Genomic DNA, 21,716 nt, shown 5'->3' with positions numbered 1-21,716 from the left:
CAGATTCCCGTATAATGCCTGAAGTTTCGGATGAATCCGTTCATCTTGTTATTACTTCCCCGCCCTACTGGCAGCTAAAAGATTATGACGATATCAGACAGATTGGTTTTTATGATACATATGAAGAGTATATCAACAACCTTAATCTGGTATGGAAAGAATGCCATCGTGTCTTAAAAGAAGGTTGCCGGTTGTGCATTAATATCGGAGACCAGTTTGCAAGAGCTGCGTATTATGGCCGCTATAAAGTCATTCCCATCAGAACGGAAATAATAAAATTTTGCGAATCTGCCGGTTTTGATTATATGGGAGCTATTATCTGGCAAAAAGTTACAACCTGTAACACAACGGGAGGAGCTTCAATCATGGGGTCATTCCCTTACCCGCGAAATGGCATTTTAAAGATTGATTATGAATTTATTCTGCTTTTCAAAAAACCCGGCGATCCTCCTTTTGTGGAAAAAGAAAATAAAGAAAAAGCAAAATTATCCACAAAGGAGTGGAACGAATACTTTGCCGGGCACTGGATTTTTCCGGGAGAAAAACAGAATAAACACCTTGCAATGTTTCCTGAAGAACTTCCCAAACGCTTAATAAAGATGTTTTGTTTTGCACAAGAAACGGTTCTTGATCCCTTTTTAGGAAGCGGAACAACAGCTCTTGCTGCCAAAAATCTTAACAGGCATTCAATAGGATACGAAATAAATGAATCCTTTTTGCCTGTGATAAAAAAGAAATTGGGAGCTGAACAAACTGATATTTTTACTGATTTTTCTATTAAAGTCAAAAAACCCAAACGTGATATTGCAGACTACGGGCAAAAAATAAATCAATTGCCATATATATTTTGTGACAAGATTAAATTTGAAAAGAAAAGCGATCCGAGAAAAAAGACATATGGTTCAAAAATTGACGCAAAGCAAAAAGAAAAAATTAAGTATTTAAGATTAAGGCGTGTTATTTCCCCAAATGTGATTGAGCTTAGTAATGATAGCACAGTAAAGCTTATCGGTATAAAACCAAAAGCAGGGTCGGAGGCAAAAGCCATTAAGTGGCTTGAGGATAAATTGAAAGGACAAAGCTTTTATTTAAAATCCGATCAAACCGAATATGATGAAAACAATTATCTTCTTTCCTATTTGTATCTTAAAAACAAAACATTTATCAATCTTCATCTTCTTCGCACAAACCTGGTGGAGATAGACGAATCTGCTCCATTTAAATATCTTAAAAAGTTTAAAGTCGTTTCGGAAGAAATCAATAAAATTGATGCCACAGAAAAAACTTAAAATTCTTCATCTGCTAAGCCAGCGTCCCGATTCAACGGGAAGCGGTTTCTATTTGCAGGCCATGCTTCGTGAATCATTGTTATGCAATCATCAAAATTTTTTATTAGCAGGCATACAGTCCGACCAGCCTGTCAACCTTGACTGTATTAAAGAAAACCGGTGTGAATTTGTTAAGTTTTCCAATACGGATGTGTCTTGCCAAATACCAGGCATGAGCGATGTTATGCCTTATGAAAGCTCAAGGTTTTCCTGTCTTTCACCAAAAGAGATCAACCAGTATTTAAAATCGTTTACAGAAAAACTTAAAAAAACCGTAGCTTCTTTTAAACCGGATATCATACACAGCCATCATTTATGGATTGTAACTTCTTTAGCCAGACAACTTTTCCCTAATATTCCGATTGTAACTACCTGCCATGGAACAGATCTGCGCCAATTTAATAATTGTCCTCACTTGCAGGAAATGGTTTTGGAGGACTGCCGCAAAACAGATGCTGTTATGGCTTTATACGGGGCACAAAAAACAGATATCATCAATTTGTATAATATTTCTGAAGATAAAATTTTTGTTGTCGGAGCCGGATACAATGAACAGCTTTTTACCCCAGCGCCTAAGCCTGATCCGAATCCCGTGCAACTGGTATACGCCGGAAAGCTTAGCAATGCCAAAGGAGTACCCTGGCTTTTGAGGGCGCTATCTACCGTAGACTTTCCTTCATGGCGTTTGCATCTTGTTGGAAGCGGAAGCGGTGAAGAACGCGATTACTGCATAGAACTTGCAAAAAATCTGGGCGAACGGGTTATTGTCCACGGAGCTGTTTCACAAAAAGATTTAGCAGATATTATGAAACAGTCTCATGTTTTTGTACTACCCTCTTTCTATGAAGGACTGCCTCTGGTTTTACTGGAAGGCCTTGCCTGTGGCTGCAGGATAGTTGCAACCGATCTTCCGGGTGTAAGTGAACTATTAGGAAACATTAATGCCGATTTTATAAGCATGGTAAAAACTCCTCGTCTTAATATAGATATTCCGTATAAAGAAGACGAAGATTTATTTGAAAAAAATCTGGCACATGCTCTAAATACTCAAATTTTAGCCTCATTAAAAAATCCAGGAATAGACATCTCCGTTATTAGTGATAAAATAGCTTCTTATTCATGGACAGGTGTGTTTAATAAGGTTCAGCAAATATATTATACAGTTTTAAAAAGATATAATAATATTTAGCTACTCAGGTTCACGGTTCAAGGCAATCAACCGTGAACCGTGAACCTAACAACCTGAGTAATTTCAATATTTTTTAATAAAAGGAGAACATATGGATTCTGTTAATATCGTGCTATCGGATATTTCACCAAAGACAACAGCTTTATTGATAATAGATATGCAAAATGATGTTATGGATATTGTTCCTCCCGGCATGCAGGTCATACCGGTTATAAAACGTGTTCTTGATACCTGTAGAAGCAAAAGCATTCCGGTAATTCATAAAATAAGAATTCAGCGTCCCGATGGAATTGATGTTGAAAAGTTCAGAGTAGAAATGTTTAAGCAGAAACCCTATCTTGTTGATGGAACACCAGGTGCACAAATAGTGCCCGAATTAAAGCCTGCCGAAGGTGAATTTCAGGTAAAAGGTGCAAGGTTCAGCGGATTTTTTCAAACAGATATGCAGTTGGTTTTGACAAGACTTGGAGTAAAAAAACTTGTTATTTGCGGAGTACAGACACCAAACTGTATTCGTTCAACAGTGACTGATGCTATTGGTTATGATTATGATGTTATTTTGTTAAAAGACGCTACTGCCGCACAAACCCAGCAAGTACACGAAGCAAATCTGTTTGACATGAACAATATGGGTATTACTATAATATCAACTGATGAGTTTTTGAGTTTGATCGCATAATCCGAATTAAAGGAGTAAATTATGTTAAAAGTATATGCAGCAAATTGGTGCCCTCATTGTAAAAAAACAGTTAAGTTTCTTGAAGACAACAATATAAAGTTTGACTATATTGAATTAGAGGAACAACCGCAAGAAACCATTCAACTCATTATCGATGCAAATGGCGGCGATGACTGGGTTGTGCCTACACTTGAATTTAACGGATGCTGGCGTCCCGGCAAAGTATATGTAGAAAATGTGCTTAGAAATGACCTTAAAGATATGGGCGTTATATAACCATTGCGTTTTTGTTGCACAATATCATGAAAGTACAACAGGGAAGCAAATACTCCAAGGAATAATTTGAGATTATAGAGCCACTTTCAAAACGTTTCAGTTTGGTCAAGCTCAAGGCGGGCGAAAATTTCAACCGCAGGAATACATTGAGTATTTCGAGGATTGAAATTTGAGCCTAACGCAGAGATCGGCCAAAATGGGGCGTTTTGAAACTGGCTCTATATTGATTGGATTTTCATCTGCTCAATAGTGGCCGCAAAATCCCGAAGCTGCTGCATAGCCTTTTTATTATGCTCGATGGTTTGCTGCTCGTTGCTTATTTTGTTGTTATATTCCAGAGTATCATAGATCTTATCCAAAAGATCCAGCCAGCCTTCCTCATTTGGGGGAAACCCTTGCTGGCTTATGTTGTAACCCCTGATGGTCGTAGCATCCGGGTATCCCGGAACATCAATCGGGAGAAAAAGGGCACTGAAAAGACTTTCTTCCGCTCCGGTCAGAGAACGGCTATATGTATCCCAGGCGTCCATAACCGTTTCAGGCGTATTGGGCGGCGGAAAAACAAAGGTTCTGCCGGCACCATGCTCTACGATATCGTCCCCGTTCAAATCAACGGCAAAACGATAATCCTGCTCTCGCAACATGTTAATGGCACCTTCCTCCGAAAAGCTACCTATTACATTATCCGTTAGATTACTGCCATAGCTGTTAGCCCGCTTGACCAAATTACGTTCCTCGCCTGACAGCGACTTAAGAAACTCGGCTGCATTCATCCCGGACGATTCATAAGATGACAGGATCTCACGAAAGGAAGCTATCTCTTTGTCATCAAGACCGCGAACGCTCATAAGCTCTTCCGACCGCTGCAAGGCTGCGTCCAATGTCTGGGCTTTTTGAGCTTTAGTTGAAATCTCAACAGCATCACCTGTAGTCGGCACCTCTCCAACCGGTACAACTGATGTCTTTGCACGCGCAGCCGACCCGTAACTTTTCACCGCGTAAAATTGAGACTGGCATATACCACTTACTGTATTCATAGCTATATGACTCCTTCTCTTTGGGGTAGAAGATGAACCGCAACAGCAATTTATAATATAACGCCAAGTTAAGCAAAAGACGTGCCGAAAGTGGATTGAATGCTTTTAAGAAAATATATGGTCAGATTAAAGCATTAATATCAATTTGTTATAAATCAATTTGCTTTGAGAGGCTTGTATGCTAATTCGATAAAAAAACAGGTAATAGGAAAATAATTCCTACAATACTATGAGTATTGACCCGTTAAATATGGAAAACTATAAAACAGCAGCAAGGGAAAAAATGGAATATAACAATTGAGCCAGTTTCAAAACGCCCCATTTTGGCCGATCTCTGCGTTAGGCTCAAATTTCAATCCTCGAAATACTTAATGTATTCCTGTGGTTGAAATTTTCTCCCGCCTTGAGCTTGACCAAACTGAAACGTTTTGAAAGTGGCTCCAATGATTAGTGTTTTCTGATAGCCCGGATACGTTGTAATAATGTCGGATGTGAGTAGTGGAAAAATACATATGCCGGATGCGGAGTCAGGTTTGACAGGTTATTTCGGCTGAGTTTTTTTAGCGATTCTATAAGCTCTTCACCCATATTAAAGCTTTTCGCATAATTATCTGCTTCATATTCGTTTCTTCTTGAAAATGCATTCATAAGCAAACCGATGATAGCTGAAATCGGGCTGTACAACAAGCCAAAGCCTATAAGCCCCATATGAAAACTTGCTTTTTGAGAGCCTAATGCCTGTGACAGTGCTGGACTGCCGATAAAAAGCGATAGAATAAAAAGCGTAAGACCTGTCTGGATTACAGAAATACCCATGGCGGTCAAGGTATGTTTCTTTTTGTAATGGCCTATTTCATGAGCAAGTACTGCAACTATTTCTTCGGTAGTCAAATCATTGATTAAAGTATCAAACAATACTATTCTCTTTTTTGCCCCAAGTCCGCTAAAATATGCATTTGCCTTTGATGACCGTTTGGAGCCGTCTATAACAAAGACATTATCAAGCTTAAAACCTGCTTTTTTCGCAAATTCTTCAATTGCATTTTTCAATTCACCATCTTGAAGAGGTGTCTGTTTATTAAACAATGGCACGATAAGTGTTGAATAAAACATGGCCATAAAAATCATGAAAGCGCTTGATAGTATCCATGCGTAAATCCAGAAATTTTTCCCGGCCGCCTGATAAAATACTACAAACAGGGCAAGAAGTCCTCCCCCTATGATTGCCGAAAGTAGCCAGCCTTTAAGCTTATCTAAAATAAATATTTTAGGAGTGGTTTTGTTAAACCCGAATTTTTCTTCTATAACAAAAGTATCATATACTGCAAACGGTGTGTTGATAATATCAGAGCAAAACATGAGTATTGCAAAAAACACCAAAGTAATTGCAACAGAACTTTGAACAAGGCTTTGCGACATCGAATCAACAAAAGCAAAACCGCCCAAAAACAGCATCAGCAAAATCAAAACAAGGTTGAAGCTACTTGTAAGAATAGAAAATTTGTCATTTACTTTTTTATATTCCTGAGATTTTTTGTATTTTTCCGAATCATAAACATCACGAACTTCTTCAGGCAGTTTATCTGACCAGGTTTTTGAATTCAGATAATCAATCGTTCTTTCCAGAACAAAATCAAAAAGGATAATTGCGATAAAAATATAAAAAACAGTATTATGCATTAGCCATCCACTTCTTCAAAAAATTCTTTTTCTGCGCCGCATTTGGGACAGCACCAATCATCGGGCAAGTCTTCAAAAGATGTTCCCGGTGGGATATTGCGCTCGTAGTCTCCGGCTTCAGGATCGTAAATATATTTGGCACAAGGGCTTTGATACCGTGCCATTTTCTCGGTTGCCATAACTATCTCCTTTAATGAATGTTTATTCTAAGAAAGCCGTTTCAGTGTTTTGTCATATTCGGGAAATCCAACTATGGACTGGAGTTCTGTAAACTCCAGTATCTCCTCAGGAATCTCACCTTTTTTAAGGCAATCAAGGGCCTTTTTCATGGCATAAGTTGCAGCAGAAAGCAGTGTTAAGGGATAAGCTGCAATGCGGTAGCCCATTGATGCAAGTTCTTTCGGCGGCAAAACCGGTGTTACGCCGTGTTCAACTATATTAGCCATCTGACAGCCACCCAGTTTAGCGATTATTTTCATTTCTTTTTTATTACGGGGAGCTTCAACAAAGATGATATCTGCACCCAGATTTATAAAAGTTTCGGCACGGAAAAGAGCTTCGTCGAGTCCTAAAGTGGCCAGGGCATCCGTTCGGGCCATAAGAACAATATCTTCGTTATTTTGTCTTGCTTCGTTTCTGGCCTCTGTGGCGGCTTTGATCCTGTTAAATGCCGTATCGCGGTCAACCACAGCTTTTCCCCTGGTATGCCCGCATCGTTTGGGACTGACCTGATCTTCAATCATGATTCCGGCAGCACCTGCGCGGATATATCCGTGCACCGTTCGTTTGATATTAACAGGATTGCCATATCCTGTATCTCCATCACAGATAACAGGAATATCTGTGGCATTGCAGACATTTTGTGCCTGATCAGCCATTTCTGCATATGAAATCAATCCGGTATCAGGAAGTCCCAGCCGAGCCGCCGAAACACCGAAACCGCTCATAAAGGTAACTTCAAAACCGCTTTGACCTGTCAATTTTGCACTCAAGCCATCATAACAGCAAGGCATAATGATAAATTTGTCAGAGTTTAAAAGCTCTCTCAGCTGTTTAACAGCTTTAGCCTGCCTGGACATGGGCTGCTCAAATCTCCCGTATTATTTTTGCTTACACCAGCGCGTCTTTTACCGCTTCAAAACCTATCCGTTCAATCATTTTTCCAAGACGTTCGCCTTTTTTGGCATTTTCCGAATAATACTTGATTACTTTCTCAATGGCCAAAAGGGCTTCATCATCACTTAATTCAGTCAACAATTCCTGGGCAATTCTAGGTTTTGCGCCAACATTTCCACCTATAACAAGAGTCCAGCCTTTAGCTTTTCCGAAAAGGCCAACATCACGAACCCATGATTCGGCACAATTGATATTACATCCGGATACGGCCATTTTGAATTTTCCGGGAAGTTGCATCCCGTGATAAATTTCATCAAGCTTCATACCCATTCCTAATGAGTCCTGCTGGCCAACTTTGCAAAAAGTTGTTCCGGGGCAAGTACGAACACTTCGCACGCAAAGCCCAACAGCCGCACCTGGTTTTAAGCCCAGATCTGTCCATACATTGTCAATATCTTCTTCCCGGATTCCTACCAGAGCAATTCGCGTTGCACCGGTAATTTTCATGGCCTGCACTTTGTATTTTTCAGCCACATCAGCAAGTTTTCGCAATATTTCCGGTGTTACTATGCCGCAGGGTGTATGTGCCGCAATAGCATAAGTTTCATTATCTCTTTGTATAATTGCACCTTTTTCGCCGAGTTTAAGCATGAATCTCCTCCTGAAATCTATAATATGAAATTTGACATAATCTTAATGAATACTGGAAAACGGGTACCTTCAAAAGCTGTATATGTCAATATAAACTTCCGGCCGTGGTTGTTTGGATCAGGTTAGTTTTCGGGCAAACCGAAGCTGTGATAGGGCATAGTGTGACTTGCGTTTTAAAACCGAATCATCTTTATCAGGATGACCCTTACAAACAGGATGAAAAAGCTGGATTTATTACCAAAGCATAAATTATAGTAAAATGCCATATTTATACAATTTGTATTTATATAATTTGTTGACAATCAAAAGATTGGCAAATATTATGACAAAATCTCTCTCGCTAACAGAGAGCAATCAAGAAGAATAAATCAAAAAAGGTCCTCCCTGTTTACATGAGATCAACTATCCTTGTCCGTATAGTTATTGGTTATCTTGCCATATTCATTCCCGTGGTAGCAGTGAGTGCATATGCTTTTTCACAACTTTCTTTGTTTCGTAAAGTAATAAGCGATATTTTGCTGATCGACAATCGCATGAGGGAGATTGAACAAGGTCTTGCAGAATCCATTCTCGCACAAACACGCTATGAAAAAAAATATATCATCACAGGAGATAAAGAACTCCATAAACAGTATATGATAGCAGAGAAAGACATAAATATTCGCATTAACGAGGCAATATCAATAGCAGATACCCCACGTAAGAGAAAAACATTAACCAGGGTAAAAGATTACTATAAACACTACCACTCTATATTTAATGAGGAAGTAGAATTTATTAAAACTCCCCAAGCTTATCTTCAGGATGACTTCAGAGAGAAAAAAGAAAAGGTAGTAGATAAGATCCTGGGGGAGCTGAAAAATCTAAAACTTTTTTCAGAGCAGGATACCTATGAAAAAATTAAACATCTTAGAGAATCAGGGGAAAAGGCAAATAGAATTTCAATGGTAGCCGGGGCCTGTTTTATCTTTTCAGGAGTCATAATTGCTATATTTATTACCAGGAGCATCACCAGACCTCTTAACTTTATGAGGAAAAAAACGAGGCAAGTTGCAAAAGGAGATTTTGATGTGAGTTTGGATTTATCTTCTCCGCCCGAGATAGGGGAGCTTGCGCAGGATTTTAATCTTATGTGCAATAAGCTGAAGCAAATGGATAAAATGAAATCTGATTTCTTTTCGTTGATGGCTCACGAACTGCGTACGCCTCTTGCCTCTATAAAGGAAGGGACCAATCTTTTGATGGAAGGTATAGGAGATGATAATAAAGAAACAGGGAAAGAGGTCCTTACGATCATAGCAGAAGAGAGCAACCGGTTGACCGACCTGGTCAATTCTTTGCTGGATTTGAAAAAAATGGAAGAGGGGATGATAACACTTAATCTTGAAAAATCCGATATACATGCTCTTATTAATAAAGTCGTTTCAGGGATTGCTCCTTTGGCGATGACCAAAAGTGTAAATATAAAAGTGGACATACGGCAGGGCCTGCCTTATCTAAAAGTAGATGAAGAAAGAATTCTTCAGGTACTTAGGAATTTGATCGGAAATGCTGTTAAATTTACACCGGGAGGCGGCCATGTAGCGATATCCACTCAACTAACGGAAAGCGGGGTAAGTGTTTCAGTGGCGGATACCGGACCCGGCATACCCAAAGAAGATTTAAATGTGATTTTTGATAAGTTTCAGCAGGTCACCATGACGGGTTTTAATGAAATTAAGGGAACAGGGCTTGGGCTTGCTATTGTTAAACATACTATAAACGCTCATGGAGGTAAGGTTTGGGCAGAGAGCGAAACAGGACAAGGAAGTACTTTTATCTTTTTATTGCCTGCATGATCTTAATCTTTTTTGTCGGCTGTGCTGTCAACAAAAGAGTAGAAGCAGGAAAAGATGCCGGTGAGTACATAATTACCGGACAAAAGCTTCTTGATCAGGGAGATTATGAAGGAGCTTTGAAAGAAAATATGAAAGCCATATCATTGTGTAAAAGTAATCCTCCCGGAGATGAGGGCCTTTTTAATACAGGGCTTATCTATGCCCATTATGGATATCCCAAAAAGGATTATCATAAAGCCCTTGATTATTTCAAAAAACTGGTGAAGGTTTATCCTCAAAGCCCCTTGGCCGGAGAGGCGAAAATATGGATTGAGATACTCCGCGAAAATATGAGATTAAACGTGGTAATTAAAGAATTGAATCAGGTTATAAACAAATCAAAACAAATTGATATAGAGATTGACGAAAAGAAGAAGGAACTCTTGAAATGACCGGCAAATCTTCTGTAAAGATATTGGCAGTGGATGATGATGCAAACTTTTTAAAACTTATCAGAATAAGGCTTGAGCTGGCAGGCTATGAAGTAGTTACGGCTCAAAACGAAGATGACGCGTTAGCCAAAGTTAAAGAAATGTCATTTGCCATTTCCATTGTTGACCTCAAGCTCGTTCACAGTGATGGAATATCTTTGATGGAAGAAATGCATTCGATCAATCCCTATATGCCAATTATAATTCTTACTGCTCACGGAAGTATCGAAAGTGCTGTGGAGGCCACGAAAAAGGGTGCTTTCAACTTTCTTAATAAACCCTTTCATCCGGGAGAGCTTTTATTGCAGATAGAAAAAGCGATAGAAAACCAAAGGCTTGTTTCAGAGGTAAGATGGCTTGAGGGACTTTTAAAAGAAAGATATGATTTCAAGAATATTATTACAAGGTCTGACAAAATGTTGAAAATTCTTGATCTGGTATCACGTATTGCCAAAACCGATTCCACAATTCACATCTCAGGAGAAAGCGGTACGGGCAAGGAGTTGGTTGCAAAAGCAATCCATCTTGCCAGCGATAGAAGAGATAAACTATTTGTTACTATCAATTGTGCAGCCATTCCTGAAACCCTTTTGGAGAGCGAACTTTTCGGTTATGAAAAAGGGGCATTTACTGATGCAAAAAAAAGCTATGCCGGATTATTTGTCCAATCTCATCAAGGAACCATTTTCCTCGATGAAATCGGAGACATGGCTCTATCTATTCAAGCAAAACTTCTCAGGGTTCTTCAGGAAAAGAAGTTTTATCCATTGGGCAGCGAAAGGCCGGTAAAGGTGGATGCCAGGGTCATTGTAGCTACTAACAAGGACTTGGAGACTGAGATTAAAAACGGCTCCTTTCGTGAAGATCTCTTCTATAGAATACATGTAGTTCCTATCGAACTTCCTCCCTTGCGTAAAAGAAAAGAGGACATACCCCTTCTAACTGAACATTTCCTTAAGGAAGTTAGCGGGAGGATGAAAAAGGATATAAAAGACATATCCGCTTTGGCTATGCAAAAACTTATGCTTCATGACTGGCCCGGAAATGTGCGGGAACTGGAGAACACAATCGAGTACGCAGTGGCAGTAAGCCAGCATAGTGTCATAAGTGAACAGATTATTCTTCCCGCAAAGACTTTGCCCGTAGAACCGTTAAAACCTCTCAAAGAGGCGAAAAACGAATTTGAGAGGGGATATCTTGTTCGCCTCCTTGAGTTTACTAAGGGCAATGTGAGCAAGGCGGCAGAACTGTCGGGAAGATACAGAGCCGATTTTTACAATCTTATCAAGAAGCATTATCTCAAACCTGAGCAATTTAAAACCCCCACTAAAAAAAAGTAGCTTAAGATATATTTGCTTTTTTTAAAAAATTCCATACATTCAGTATCATTTTTATGCATGTTAATTCATACATAAGAAATTCCATTTAAAATGGTTAGACTGTTTATCACATACACTTCTCCTTAAATATCAAGCCTTTAGTATTCGTAGCTCAACCTGGCACGTCGTTTGCTACTATCACAAACATAGTTATAGTGATTGCCAAAACAATGTTTCGATTCTTGTTATCATCAAACGGAACAGATTGTTTATCATTACTATAATTTCTTCTCCGAAACTGCTGTATTCGAATCTGATACAGCAGTATTTCTCAATGAAGGGGGGTGGATAAAAAGCGCACAACACGATGAGTTCGCAAGGTGAGAGTAGAATACATTAATGTTAAGCAATGATTTTAAAAAGGAGGTAAATTTTATGCTGGCGAAAAAATTGATGGTATTATTAGTGGTTTCGATTTTAACCCTTGGGACTGCCGGGATAGGCTTTTCGGCACAACAGATAAATGGGTCCATAATTGATATTAAGGCAAATACATTGACTATTATGGATGAGACCGGCAAAGAAGTAAAAGTCGATGTTAAAAATATTGAAACAATAAAGGATATAAAGGTCGGCGACATAGTTGAAGTAAAAGATGGTGAGGTGCAAAAAAAGGAAAGCAGTTAACTGCACCAGAATTATCTCGGCAATTAAAATAAAGTGTTTGTAAAGTTTACAGGGTGAAGGTTTTTAACTTCACCCTGATTATTTTTTATGAGCCAGTTTCAAAACGCCCCATTTTGGCCGATCTCTGTGTTAGACTCAAATTTCGCACGAAGTGACACGTAGTGAAGCATAGCGCTTACCTTTAGCGCTATCCTCGAAATACTTAATGTATTCCTAATGAGATTGGCCTTTTTTGGCACACATAGCTTGCGAAGTTTACTATAATTACTTCCTTGTGCAAAAGAAGTTCTATATGTACTGCTGTCTGCGTTATGCAGGCACCAGTAAAACTTTGTAAAAAACCATCCGCCATTTTACAACAGTTCAGATTATAACACGATGCGAAATGCAATACGATCGTTGGAAAAGTTTAGAGGTATGCGGCCTGCATTATATATACGATAGGTTTTTGGCACCGGATAACAGTTATAGACAGACCACAGACCAGTCGAGAACAGATTATGACCGTATTGCAAATTAGACATATTAAGTGTTTATCTTACTTGAGAATAAATATTTTTTGTTTGATAGTTTATTTTAAAATGGGCCCTTCTGTTCTTTGCCCAGGACGCTTCGTTATGGCCGGAATCAAGCGGAGCTTCTTCGCCGTAGCTGATTATTTTTAAACGTGAGAAAAGAATTCCTGATTTAATAAGGAAATTTTTTACGCTTTGGGCACGCTTTTCGCCTAATACAAGATTATACTCATTAGTTCCACGTTCATCACAATACCCCTCTATATTTACACTAATCCCGGAATTTTTTTCAAGATAAACAGCTTTATTTTTAAGAATATTTTGTGCGGATTCATCAAGAACCGCACTATCATAATTGAAATAAACATCTTCTTTCTCGAATTCCTTTCTGTGCATTGCTTCTATTTTATCAGCTTCTTCTTTTTCTTTTTGTGCCTTTAAGGCATCTTCTTTTAATCGTGCTTCTCTTTTTACTTGTTCCTGCTCAGCATTAAGGCGAATATCTTCATCTTCTGCCGAAACGGATGTATCATCTGTGCTGCTAAGTTCTTCAATATTTGGTTCAATTAATTTATCTTCCGTTACAATATTTTTTGTGCATGCATGCATAAATATTGAAAACAGCATCATTATAAAAAAGACCATAAATAAATTTACAAATTTTTTACTCATCTCTTTCCTCCTTTGATTGATTACCCCATAACTTTTTTACAAAAAGACCGGAGCATATTTTCCTGTCGTGTCTGTTGCCGGATATTCTTTGGTAACAGGCAAATGGTATGCCAGATTCGGGTGTTTGTATTAAATTATTGATATATAGGATAAATAGCTGAATAAAATCAAATTCGGGCAGGAGTGTTTTGTATTGTTTTTAGTACAGGCAAAAGAATCAAAAAGGAGAGATAATAAAATAAATAATTGAAATAATATATTATTACACTGAAGGGAATTTAGTGCACTTTATTTTAGTATTCTGCAAAATCAGGATATAGCAATTTGGCACAATCTTGGCAAATGCCGTGAGTGAATTCGGCCTCAGAGTGATTCTTAATGTATGTTTCAATTTGGTTCCAGGAGCCCTTATCGTCACGTATTTTTTTACAGTTAGCACAAATCGGCAGGAGGCCTCGCAGGATTTTCAGTTTTTCTTCGGCTTTATTACGATCTTCTATCTCCTTAGATAACCGTGCATTTGCTTGCATTAACTCAAGTGTACGTTCCTCAACTCTATTCTCCAATTCAGCATGTGCTTTTTTCAGTTCTTCCTCAGTCTGCTTGAGGGTAGTTATATCTATCCCCATCCCTATCAGAAAATTTTTATCATTGATTGTCATGCGAAAAGCGGTAAAATAAAATGGTACTTTTGAGCCATTTTTGATTATAAGATCAGCTTGTGCATAAGATTTGCCTTTAACAAAGCACTCTTTTGCTCTATCTGCAATTAGATCCTTATCCGAGCCATCAAACCAGTCTAAATTTTTTCTTTGTTTAATCTCTTCAGCGGAAAACCCGGTTAAATCTTCATGGTTCTTGTTCCAGCGAATGATGTTTCCATCCTCATCATAGAGATAAAAAATCCCGGGAAGACAATCAAGTACACTATTAGAGAAGTTTCTCTCAATTATTATATCTATCTCCATTTGCTTTAGGCAGGCAAGTTGTCTCTCCAACTCCTGAATCCTGTGCTCCAATTCTTCTTTGTTTAGCTTGCTGATCATTGCAGCCCCTCCGATTATGTGAAGTGTTTTGACAACACATCATATTAATCCAGACACCGAAATGCTTTTAGAAATAGTCTCACCGTATCTGAAAAATATCATTCTCTCTATTAATCGAGTTTTCTGCTGGTAATAGATCTCTGTGTTCTGTAACAAATACAAAATCTTTTTGATTCTCATATAAGCATTATACATGAAAAGTATCCACGGTGGCAAAACAAAAAAGGACAAGATAGATTCTTATAAGATTGCTATGCTGATTAAAGGCGGCAATTTTTCGATAGCTTATCCGTATCCGGCTAAAATACCCGCAACCGATTAGGAAATGAGAACTTTACTGCATTAAACAGCAACAGTAGGTTAGAGCCTAATGAATTACGTTTTTTAACATTGACTTAGCTCTGTTTATAGATTATTTTTAAACTAAACTTACGCAAGCAATTCCATTGATCAGATTAGATTAGATTAGATTAGATTAGATTAGATTAGAAATACTCTCCCAGCAGAAAAAACTTAATTATACAACAATGAGCCTATTTCTGTTCGTCGGCTCATAGTGGATGATACAATAAGGGGAAAACCTCACATGAGAGGTTGCGATTCAAAGTATAAATGTGATGTTGAAGATAAACAAGCAATCGGTATTGAAAGCTACAAATGGAACGAATACCAAATATATCGCGACTCTCCTTAAAATACAGCAACTATGCTCTTTTAAAAGAAAGTTGTTCAGGACGAATCCTCAACCAAATAGGATACAATATTTGCACCATGAACGACAATGTAATTATACAAATAATGCAGGAACACTTTGAGGGTCTTTTTCCAAAAGTCTGCACTCTATGCGGCCGTCGTTTTGCAACGCTTAAGGAATACATACTGAATACCAAACGCATCGGAGCAACAATCTTTTATGATGCAGAATTAGAAAATTGGGAAACAACTCAGCCGATCGGTGCTGTGGCACTTGCAAACTGTGCTTGTGGCACCACGCTGGCACTTACCACCGGAGGTATGCCGATTTCACAAATGCATTTGATGTTGAAATGGATAAAAGAGGAAACTCAACATAGAGGCATGAGTTCAGTGGAACTGGCAGATTATGTTCGCGATGAGATTCACAAAAGAGTCCTGGAAGATATAGTATAAAAAGATACTAGGAGGATAAAATGCGTTTGTTTTGTATTTTGCTAACCTTATTATGGTTACTTGTTTTGCCTTCAATGCTTTGTGCCAATGAGGCGCAAACCGCAAAGGAAGGCTTTAAAGATATTCACCGGGGTTTGAAGAAGATTACGAATTCAGTGGACAAGAAGGCCACAAAAGGTGTTAAGGCCATTGACAAGAAAGCCAAAACGCTCTGGAAAAAGGCCGCTAAAGATATAAAGAAAACAACCGGGAATTAATTGAGAGTAGTAAATATGCCCTTTTGGCAAATACTTCTAAAAAGGCAGGAAAATCCGCTAAAGGTTATTATTGGTTCACTTGGTTTGATACAGAAAAAAGTTCTCAACAAAAAATCATTTTAAACAATGATAATTTGTTTGGATCTGAATGAATCTTGTATCTTTAATCCTTCTAAACTTCCATATTAAATAAACAGATTGTTTCCCCCCTTGGAATTGTATATTTTATTCATACGTAGCTATTTCCGATTGGCTACTTTGTACACATATCCTCCATGTTGTTTCCGAAGCTTGAAATTTATATCCTCTTGATTTTCCATAAGTTTTTATAAAAACTACCCTAATGGCATGACAGTTGCTCATACCTTATACTAAAGACACGAATAAACTTTAAACCATATGGAAACAAGGAGGTGAATTTATGAGAATAGCCAAAGCAATTATAATAACAGTAATGTTTGGAATAGCAATTGGGATATTCCCGAAAACCAGTTCGGCTCGCGATGTATCGGTGGGAATTTCTTTGGGCATACCTGTTCCTTTCTTAAAAGTCTACCACGCACTACCCTCTCCACCACCTCCACCGTGGGCATTTTATAATAATCGCTCATATTATCGAAAAGCATATACTAATAGAACGCGCTTTCAAAACTACAGAGATCATAAATACCGTGGTAAAGGGCACGGATATAACAAGCAAGAAGAGAGGCAAAATAGATATGACCATAACAATGGTTATCGTGAAAAAAGACCCCGTAACAGGTAATTATGTACTAGTGGAAAGTTTATTAAAAGGGACAGGCCGAGGGTATCCAAAACAACTTCGGCAAATAGCGAAGGCTCCCTCTTAAGCCAACATTGGCCGCCTGTCCAATAAAAGCAGGCGGCTTTTTACTTCCTAATCTATGCTAAACACTATATGTCATCTTATTTATTATAAGTCCTCATAACAGCTTCTATCACGGAACCGGCGATAGCCATAGCTTTATCTGAGATCGTATCGCAGTAACCAATGTCTGATCTTGGGTCTATATCTCCTACTTTCATGTTTTTGGTTACTTTCGTGCCCGGACGGATAAGCCCGCGAATTACACCGTCGATACCGGCCACAAGCCCAGCACCGCCAACATTTGCAATTACTTCTCCGCTTTTTACTATATCTCCGATGTCGTGTCTTGCTTCAAATACACCCTCTGCAGGTGCTCTTAATAATCTTTCTGCGGTATATCCGCCGATATTTCCTGGTATTCCGGTATCAGGTATGGGTTTGCCGGAAGTAATAATGCGTCCCAAGTAATGGCCCCTTTTTGTTTCTATAGCCATGTGAACATCATCTCCGGCACAAAAACCCGGACCAAGTCCTAATACGAGAGTAGCTTCGGATTTTTTTGTTCCTATGTTCTTCTTAGCAAGAATAGCATCCACTAAAACATCCGGTTGTAGTTTCTGTAAAGTCTTCCATTCAGGATCAACTACAACGGCAATTTTTCCCTTATCCCAAATTTTTCGAATCTCTTCAAAACTACTTGCTTTTAAAGCCTGGACACCTTCTATAGTTTTTTGTCCTTCATGAACAGCTTCGCAAAAACACACGCCTCTTCTTACTGCAAGAGGGTAGGGAATTTCCATCATGAAAATCTTTTTAAAATTGGCCATGTAAAGCCGCCATGCAACAGCACTGGCCATATCTCCTGCACCTTTGATGCCTATTGTCAGTTGATTTAATATAGCCTGAGACATATAAATTTCCCTTGTATTATTTACCAAACGGGCAAACCGGATACTGACATTTTTTACAATTCATGCAAAAACCTCCGTGGCCCATCTGCGCAATTTCTGCCTTTGTTATTTTGTCTGCCGCCAACACCCTGGGAAAAACCAGATCGAAAATTGTTGTCGCATTATAATAAACGCAAGCTGGAAGACCAAGGATAGGAACATCTTTAACAGTCGCATGCAGGAACATGGCACCGGGAAGAATAGGTGAACCGTAAACAATAATTTTGCCTCCGGCTTTTTTTATACCCTGCTTGGTTACATCATCAGGATCAACGGACAGGCCTCCTGTTGTAAGAATAAGTTCACATCCGAAAGCAACAAGTTCGTTAATAGCGTCTGCAATCATTTTCAGATCGTCCGGAACCAGTATCTTTTTTACTACTTCCGAACCAAAAGCTCTGACTTTACTGCCAACAAATTTATCAAACTCATCTTTTATCAATCCTTCGTAAAGTTCGCTTCCTGTAACTACTGCTCCAACTTTAAGCTTTCTGTATGGCATTAAACTTATAACGGGTTCATGTTTTTTTGCAATAGCCTCCACCCGTTCAATCTGCTTCCGGGATACTATCAGAGGTATTATCCGTGTTCCGCCCACTATCTGATCTTTTTTACACGGGAAATTGGTTCTAATGGTTGAAATTATAATGTTATCCAATTTATTAATCTTAAGAAGCCCGGTAACATTAATTTTAAGAAGTCCGTCTGTTTCACAGATTATAGCTGATTTCCCCTCGCTGGGATTGGTATACCGGATTCCATCACCGCAGATTGAAGAAGCAATACGCAAGGCACCATCATCTTCATGAACATAATTATCCGAAAGATTAAGGACATAAAGCGTTTGCTTTCCCAGTTTGAGTAATTCCGGAATATCTTCTTCCCGCAACACATGGCCTTTTTTAAAAGCAACTCCTTTAAATTTCCCGGGAATAATGCGTGTCATATCATGCGGCAAAACCATCCCAACCGCATCTTCAACCCTAACCTTTTTCATAATCTTTCTCATAAATTAAAACCCTCAATTTAATAATTATTCTTCAACAGAATGTTTTGTATGCTTAAAAAGCCAGATTGCTTTGAATATGAAGATTAATTTTTAGATATTATACAAATAAGATTCGTTACTTAAGGCATAAATCTTTGTCAAGATAATTCTATTATGATTTCAGGGTAACCGCATTTAGAAATCAACCTGCCAGGACTTTCATAAGATAATCATTATCCCAACCAGCCCTAAGTCGTTTTGATTTTATGCTCTTTTTCGGTGTTGCTTCTTTTTTAATCATATTCAAGGCAATATGTCTGAGCACAGCAAAATTTTCCGGTGCATTGCCAATTCTAATTCTGCTCTCATCTTCCCGGAAAGAAACATCTAATACCCAATGAAGGCTATTTTCAATACCCCAATGACTACGGACGGCATTGCCAAATTATTTTGCATCATTTGCTATGCTGCAAATGTAATAGCTTGTGTCTTCTGTTTACTCTTCTTGGATCTTTTACCTGTTTAAAATACTGGACTATTGTTGGAACTTCCTCTTTTGGCATTTTGCGCTGGTTTACGTCTAAAATCTAATAATGGCCGATTTGAGCGGAATATCCAATGGTATCCTGGAAGGTATAAACAGCTTGGTTCAAGCCGCCAAAGCCAGAGCCCGAGGCTATAGAACAACACGAAATCTCATTTCGATTATTTATCTCATCGCTGGCAAACTGAATTTTGAGTTACCCACATGAAACAGCGAGGAGCCAAGAAGAATTATTAACAAAAGTTAGACAAAATTTTATGAATAACGAATAAAAGCAACATTATAGGATGTTTTAGCTAAAATTTTCCTCACTACATTATTGTTTGCTATCAAAGAAAGGCTTCTTTGTCTTTTTCAACCAATTTTACTTTCAGCTTGGTTTCTCCATCCGAAAGTTTCAAATCCTTTTTAATACTGCCATCCCAAAAATCATTGCTGTAAGTTTTCTTCCTGGATACGGCAACAGGATATATTTTTTACCTTTTATATATTTTTATCTGTTTTTGTCGAACTTGGATTAAGATAAAATTTAAAATATGAAGGGTACGCATTTATACTTTCATGGAGTATTTGGCCCGGTCTCTTTCTTGTTCAAAGTATCAACTTCGAGGCCGAGCGCCTTGGCGCGTTTTGTCCATTGCAACCTGGCCATGGCCTGCATGTCTTCTACCTTGTCCATCTCATCTATGATTTCCATCCCTAACAGTGTTTCTACCACATCCTCGAACGTGACTAACCCCTTAGTTCCCCCGAATTCATTAACGACCAGCGCTATGTGCTGACGATGATCGAGCAGGAATTCCAGCAGACCGGATAATGACATCTCACCAGAAACGGTCATAATATCCCGCTTTAAGGCATCGAGTTTTGTTTCACTTTGATCTTGCGCCATGGATAGCAGCATGTCGGATTTCAGGATAAAACCGGTAACATCATCAATATTACTTCGGTACAGCAACAAGCGCGAGAAAGGGGTATGCGATTTAACTTCCAACGCTTCCGCAACCGTCATATCCTGCCGAAACGCAACAATCACGGTACGTGGCGTCATAATATCTTTTGCTTTGATTGATTCAAATCGGAATAGATTGCGGATGATCCGCGATTCGCTCTCTTTGATGTGTCCGGATTTTTCTCCGATGCCCGCCATGGCGACAAATTCATCCCGGCTGAACATATGCGGGTTCTTTTCGGGCGCTATCAGTTTGGTCAGCTTTTCAGAAAGCCAAATCAATGGGAAAAGAGCCGAAATCAGACTGCGCACAAAGATCGCAGTTGGAAGTACGAGTTTTCGCCAGAAGACTGCGCCTATAGTTTTTGGAATAATTTCGGAAAGGAACAGGATCATCAATGTCATAATGGCAGAAAACAGGCCGAACCAGGTACTTCCGAATATGATCGTAGCCTTGGCTCCGGAGCCAATTGCCCCAACCGTATGGGCGATGGTGTTTAAGGTTAGTATGGCCGCAAGCGATTGGTCCACCTTCTCCTGCTTCAACCGATTAAGCAGAGTTGCAAGTTTCGGCTTACTCTCTCGCAATCCGGCAATAAAAGAAGGTGTGATGCTCAAAAGAACCGCTTCTGCCACAGAGCACAGAAAAGAGAAAAACAAAGCCATCAGCATATATACTATCAGTAGTACAACATCTGAGCGGGTATATTCAAGTGATCCGGATGTCTCCATATTTGATAAGCCAATTGCAAGCACTGAGCCGGCCGTAACCAAAAGAAACGCGAAGACAACTGACCAACGAAACCAATTATGCGTTAATTTAATCATTTTAGAGGTTACCTTGAAAGTCAACAGGGAAAGATTGGAACACGTCTTCTATTGAGCAATATTATTTTTCTATGTAGCTTTAGGTTTGCATCTTAAATCTTAATTGTATGATACAGTTAAGATTTAAGATGCGTTCATTTGTTATGCTACATTTTAAGCTTATTCTATGTTTGCGCTGACAACAGAGGCCATCTGCATCATGTTGATCGTCTGGCCTTCTTTCATATTTGTAAGGTCAGTTAACTTGCCTGATTTGCTTTTGGAGTTTGTGTTTTTAAAGATCGAAAGCAGCTTAGCATCAGCAACTATGAACTTGCCGGCGTTTTCCGGCTTTCCGTTTTCGGTCTTTGTCTGAAGCTTATTCGCTTTTATGTAGTCCCATAGTTTTTTGGTAATCTCTGTCCTGGGAAGCTCTGTTGCTCCAAGAAACGCTGCCAGCTCACTTTTTAACTTTACCGGTTTCATCAATCCTTTTGCTTCTGCCATTTTTAGCTCCTTTAGTTGTATATTTATGATTAATTACTGCATGTTTTACTTGTATTTGGCACATAACTTCTCACCGGCGATGGACGCAAATTCGCTGAAGAAAAGGGTTAAGAAGTTTCACTTATGTTTGCATATATAACAACTGATCCAGCCGCTAAATCATGAACCCCCCTTTTATTCTTTGTAAAAGGAATAGTAAAAAATGAGATTATTCCCAATACCAGTTTAAT

Annotated in this window: 23 protein-coding genes and 1 pseudogene; 12 read left to right on the top strand and 12 right to left on the bottom strand. The window is 38.8% G+C overall.

The window, feature by feature from the left end:
- The first annotated feature begins 14 nt into the window (after positions 1–14).
- From KKC46_21650 to KKC46_21635, 4 genes are all read left to right on the top strand, one after another.
- Complete coding sequence (locus KKC46_21650; GenBank protein MBU1056406.1) at positions 15–1,289, top strand: site-specific DNA-methyltransferase; 1,275 nt, start codon at positions 15–17, stop codon at positions 1,287–1,289.
- A complete protein-coding gene (locus KKC46_21645) occupies positions 1,270–2,517 on the top strand; it encodes a glycosyltransferase family 4 protein (protein ID MBU1056405.1) in 1,248 nt (415 codons plus the stop codon). Before KKC46_21650 ends, KKC46_21645 begins: the two co-directional genes overlap by 20 nt.
- Before the next feature lie 91 nt (positions 2,518–2,608).
- Positions 2,609–3,196 (top strand): cysteine hydrolase, encoded by a 588-nt coding sequence (locus tag KKC46_21640; protein ID MBU1056404.1) that lies wholly within the window; start codon positions 2,609–2,611, stop codon positions 3,194–3,196.
- A 21-nt stretch (positions 3,197–3,217) separates the two neighbouring features.
- Positions 3,218–3,472 (top strand): glutaredoxin family protein, encoded by a 255-nt coding sequence (locus KKC46_21635; GenBank protein MBU1056403.1) that lies wholly within the window; start codon positions 3,218–3,220, stop codon positions 3,470–3,472.
- Between the two features lie 218 nt (positions 3,473–3,690).
- Here KKC46_21635 and KKC46_21630 read toward each other — a convergent pair whose 3' ends face one another.
- From KKC46_21630 to KKC46_21610, 5 genes are all read right to left on the bottom strand, one after another.
- Entirely contained in the window at positions 3,691–4,509 is an 819-nt protein-coding gene (locus KKC46_21630) for a hypothetical protein (protein ID MBU1056402.1), read from the bottom strand.
- Positions 4,510–4,956: 447 nt separating this feature from the next.
- Positions 4,957–6,189, bottom strand: a complete 1,233-nt coding sequence (locus tag KKC46_21625; GenBank protein MBU1056401.1) for a M48 family metallopeptidase — start codon at positions 6,187–6,189, stop codon at positions 4,957–4,959.
- Positions 6,189–6,353, bottom strand: a complete 165-nt coding sequence (locus KKC46_21620) for a rubredoxin (protein MBU1056400.1) — start codon at positions 6,351–6,353, stop codon at positions 6,189–6,191. The genes KKC46_21625 and KKC46_21620 overlap by 1 nt, the downstream gene beginning before the upstream one ends.
- A gap of 42 nt (positions 6,354–6,395) precedes the next feature.
- Entirely contained in the window at positions 6,396–7,268 is an 873-nt protein-coding gene (locus tag KKC46_21615) for an isocitrate lyase/PEP mutase family protein (protein MBU1056399.1), read from the bottom strand.
- A 31-nt stretch (positions 7,269–7,299) separates the two neighbouring features.
- Positions 7,300–7,956, bottom strand: a complete 657-nt coding sequence (locus tag KKC46_21610; GenBank protein MBU1056398.1) for an NAD(P)/FAD-dependent oxidoreductase — start codon at positions 7,954–7,956, stop codon at positions 7,300–7,302.
- A 392-nt stretch (positions 7,957–8,348) separates the two neighbouring features.
- Here KKC46_21610 and KKC46_21605 point away from each other — a divergent pair, with 392 nt between their 5' ends.
- From KKC46_21605 to KKC46_21590, 4 genes are all read left to right on the top strand, one after another.
- Entirely contained in the window at positions 8,349–9,794 is a 1,446-nt protein-coding gene (locus tag KKC46_21605) for a HAMP domain-containing histidine kinase (GenBank protein MBU1056397.1), read from the top strand.
- Positions 9,737–10,225, top strand: a complete 489-nt coding sequence (locus tag KKC46_21600; protein MBU1056396.1) for a hypothetical protein — start codon at positions 9,737–9,739, stop codon at positions 10,223–10,225. Before KKC46_21605 ends, KKC46_21600 begins: the two co-directional genes overlap by 58 nt.
- Positions 10,222–11,604 carry a sigma-54 dependent transcriptional regulator gene (locus KKC46_21595; GenBank protein MBU1056395.1) on the top strand — a complete coding sequence of 461 codons (1,383 nt, stop codon included), beginning with the start codon at positions 10,222–10,224 and terminating at the stop codon, positions 11,602–11,604. The genes KKC46_21600 and KKC46_21595 overlap by 4 nt, the downstream gene beginning before the upstream one ends.
- Positions 11,605–12,018: 414 nt before the next feature.
- Positions 12,019–12,270, top strand: a complete 252-nt coding sequence (locus KKC46_21590; GenBank protein MBU1056394.1) for a hypothetical protein — start codon at positions 12,019–12,021, stop codon at positions 12,268–12,270.
- Between the two features lie 533 nt (positions 12,271–12,803).
- Here KKC46_21590 and pal read toward each other — a convergent pair.
- Positions 12,804–13,457, bottom strand: a complete 654-nt coding sequence (pal, locus tag KKC46_21585; protein MBU1056393.1) for a peptidoglycan-associated lipoprotein Pal — start codon at positions 13,455–13,457, stop codon at positions 12,804–12,806.
- 293 nt (positions 13,458–13,750) lie between these two features.
- Positions 13,751–14,503 (bottom strand): PAS domain S-box protein, encoded by a 753-nt coding sequence (locus KKC46_21580; GenBank protein MBU1056392.1) that lies wholly within the window; start codon positions 14,501–14,503, stop codon positions 13,751–13,753.
- A 657-nt stretch (positions 14,504–15,160) separates the two neighbouring features.
- On the opposite strand from KKC46_21580, the gene KKC46_21575 reads away from it, so the two are divergent.
- From KKC46_21575 to KKC46_21565, 3 genes are all read left to right on the top strand, one after another.
- Positions 15,161–15,652, top strand: a complete 492-nt coding sequence (locus KKC46_21575; protein ID MBU1056391.1) for a hypothetical protein — start codon at positions 15,161–15,163, stop codon at positions 15,650–15,652.
- A 20-nt stretch (positions 15,653–15,672) separates the two neighbouring features.
- Positions 15,673–15,909: a hypothetical protein gene (locus tag KKC46_21570; GenBank protein MBU1056390.1), complete on the top strand. Its 237-nt coding sequence runs from the start codon at positions 15,673–15,675 to the stop codon at positions 15,907–15,909.
- Between the two features lie 421 nt (positions 15,910–16,330).
- The gene (locus KKC46_21565) at positions 16,331–16,675 is read left to right on the top strand and encodes a hypothetical protein (protein MBU1056389.1); all 345 of its coding nucleotides are present in this window, start codon (positions 16,331–16,333) and stop codon (positions 16,673–16,675) included.
- A 161-nt stretch (positions 16,676–16,836) separates the two neighbouring features.
- On the opposite strand, the gene KKC46_21560 is transcribed toward KKC46_21565, so the two are convergent.
- From KKC46_21560 to KKC46_21550, 3 genes are all read right to left on the bottom strand, one after another.
- Positions 16,837–17,649 (bottom strand): EF2563 family selenium-dependent molybdenum hydroxylase system protein, encoded by an 813-nt coding sequence (locus KKC46_21560; GenBank protein MBU1056388.1) that lies wholly within the window; start codon positions 17,647–17,649, stop codon positions 16,837–16,839.
- A gap of 16 nt (positions 17,650–17,665) precedes the next feature.
- On the bottom strand, positions 17,666–18,685 hold the full coding sequence (locus KKC46_21555; GenBank protein MBU1056387.1) for a molybdopterin-binding protein: 1,020 nt from the start codon (positions 18,683–18,685) through the stop codon (positions 17,666–17,668).
- A gap of 193 nt (positions 18,686–18,878) precedes the next feature.
- On the bottom strand, positions 18,879–19,091 hold the full coding sequence (locus KKC46_21550) for a hypothetical protein (protein MBU1056386.1): 213 nt from the start codon (positions 19,089–19,091) through the stop codon (positions 18,879–18,881).
- A 190-nt stretch (positions 19,092–19,281) separates the two neighbouring features.
- On the opposite strand from KKC46_21550, the pseudogene KKC46_21545 reads away from it, so the two are divergent.
- Positions 19,282–19,428 (top strand): annotated as a pseudogene (locus KKC46_21545) (transposase).
- A gap of 351 nt (positions 19,429–19,779) precedes the next feature.
- Here KKC46_21545 and KKC46_21540 read toward each other — a convergent pair.
- Both KKC46_21540 and KKC46_21535 read right to left on the bottom strand, forming a co-directional pair.
- Positions 19,780–20,904 carry a hemolysin family protein gene (locus KKC46_21540; GenBank protein MBU1056385.1) on the bottom strand — a complete coding sequence of 375 codons (1,125 nt, stop codon included), beginning with the start codon at positions 20,902–20,904 and terminating at the stop codon, positions 19,780–19,782.
- A 255-nt stretch (positions 20,905–21,159) separates the two neighbouring features.
- The gene (locus tag KKC46_21535) at positions 21,160–21,465 is read right to left on the bottom strand and encodes an SWIB/MDM2 domain-containing protein (GenBank protein MBU1056384.1); all 306 of its coding nucleotides are present in this window, start codon (positions 21,463–21,465) and stop codon (positions 21,160–21,162) included.
- Positions 21,466–21,716 lie beyond the last annotated feature (251 nt).

This window comes from Pseudomonadota bacterium (genome assembly GCA_018817425.1).
Taxonomy (GTDB): Bacteria; Desulfobacterota; Desulfobacteria; order Desulfobacterales; family RPRI01; genus RPRI01.
This window is presented reverse-complemented; position numbering and strand designations above follow the sequence as displayed.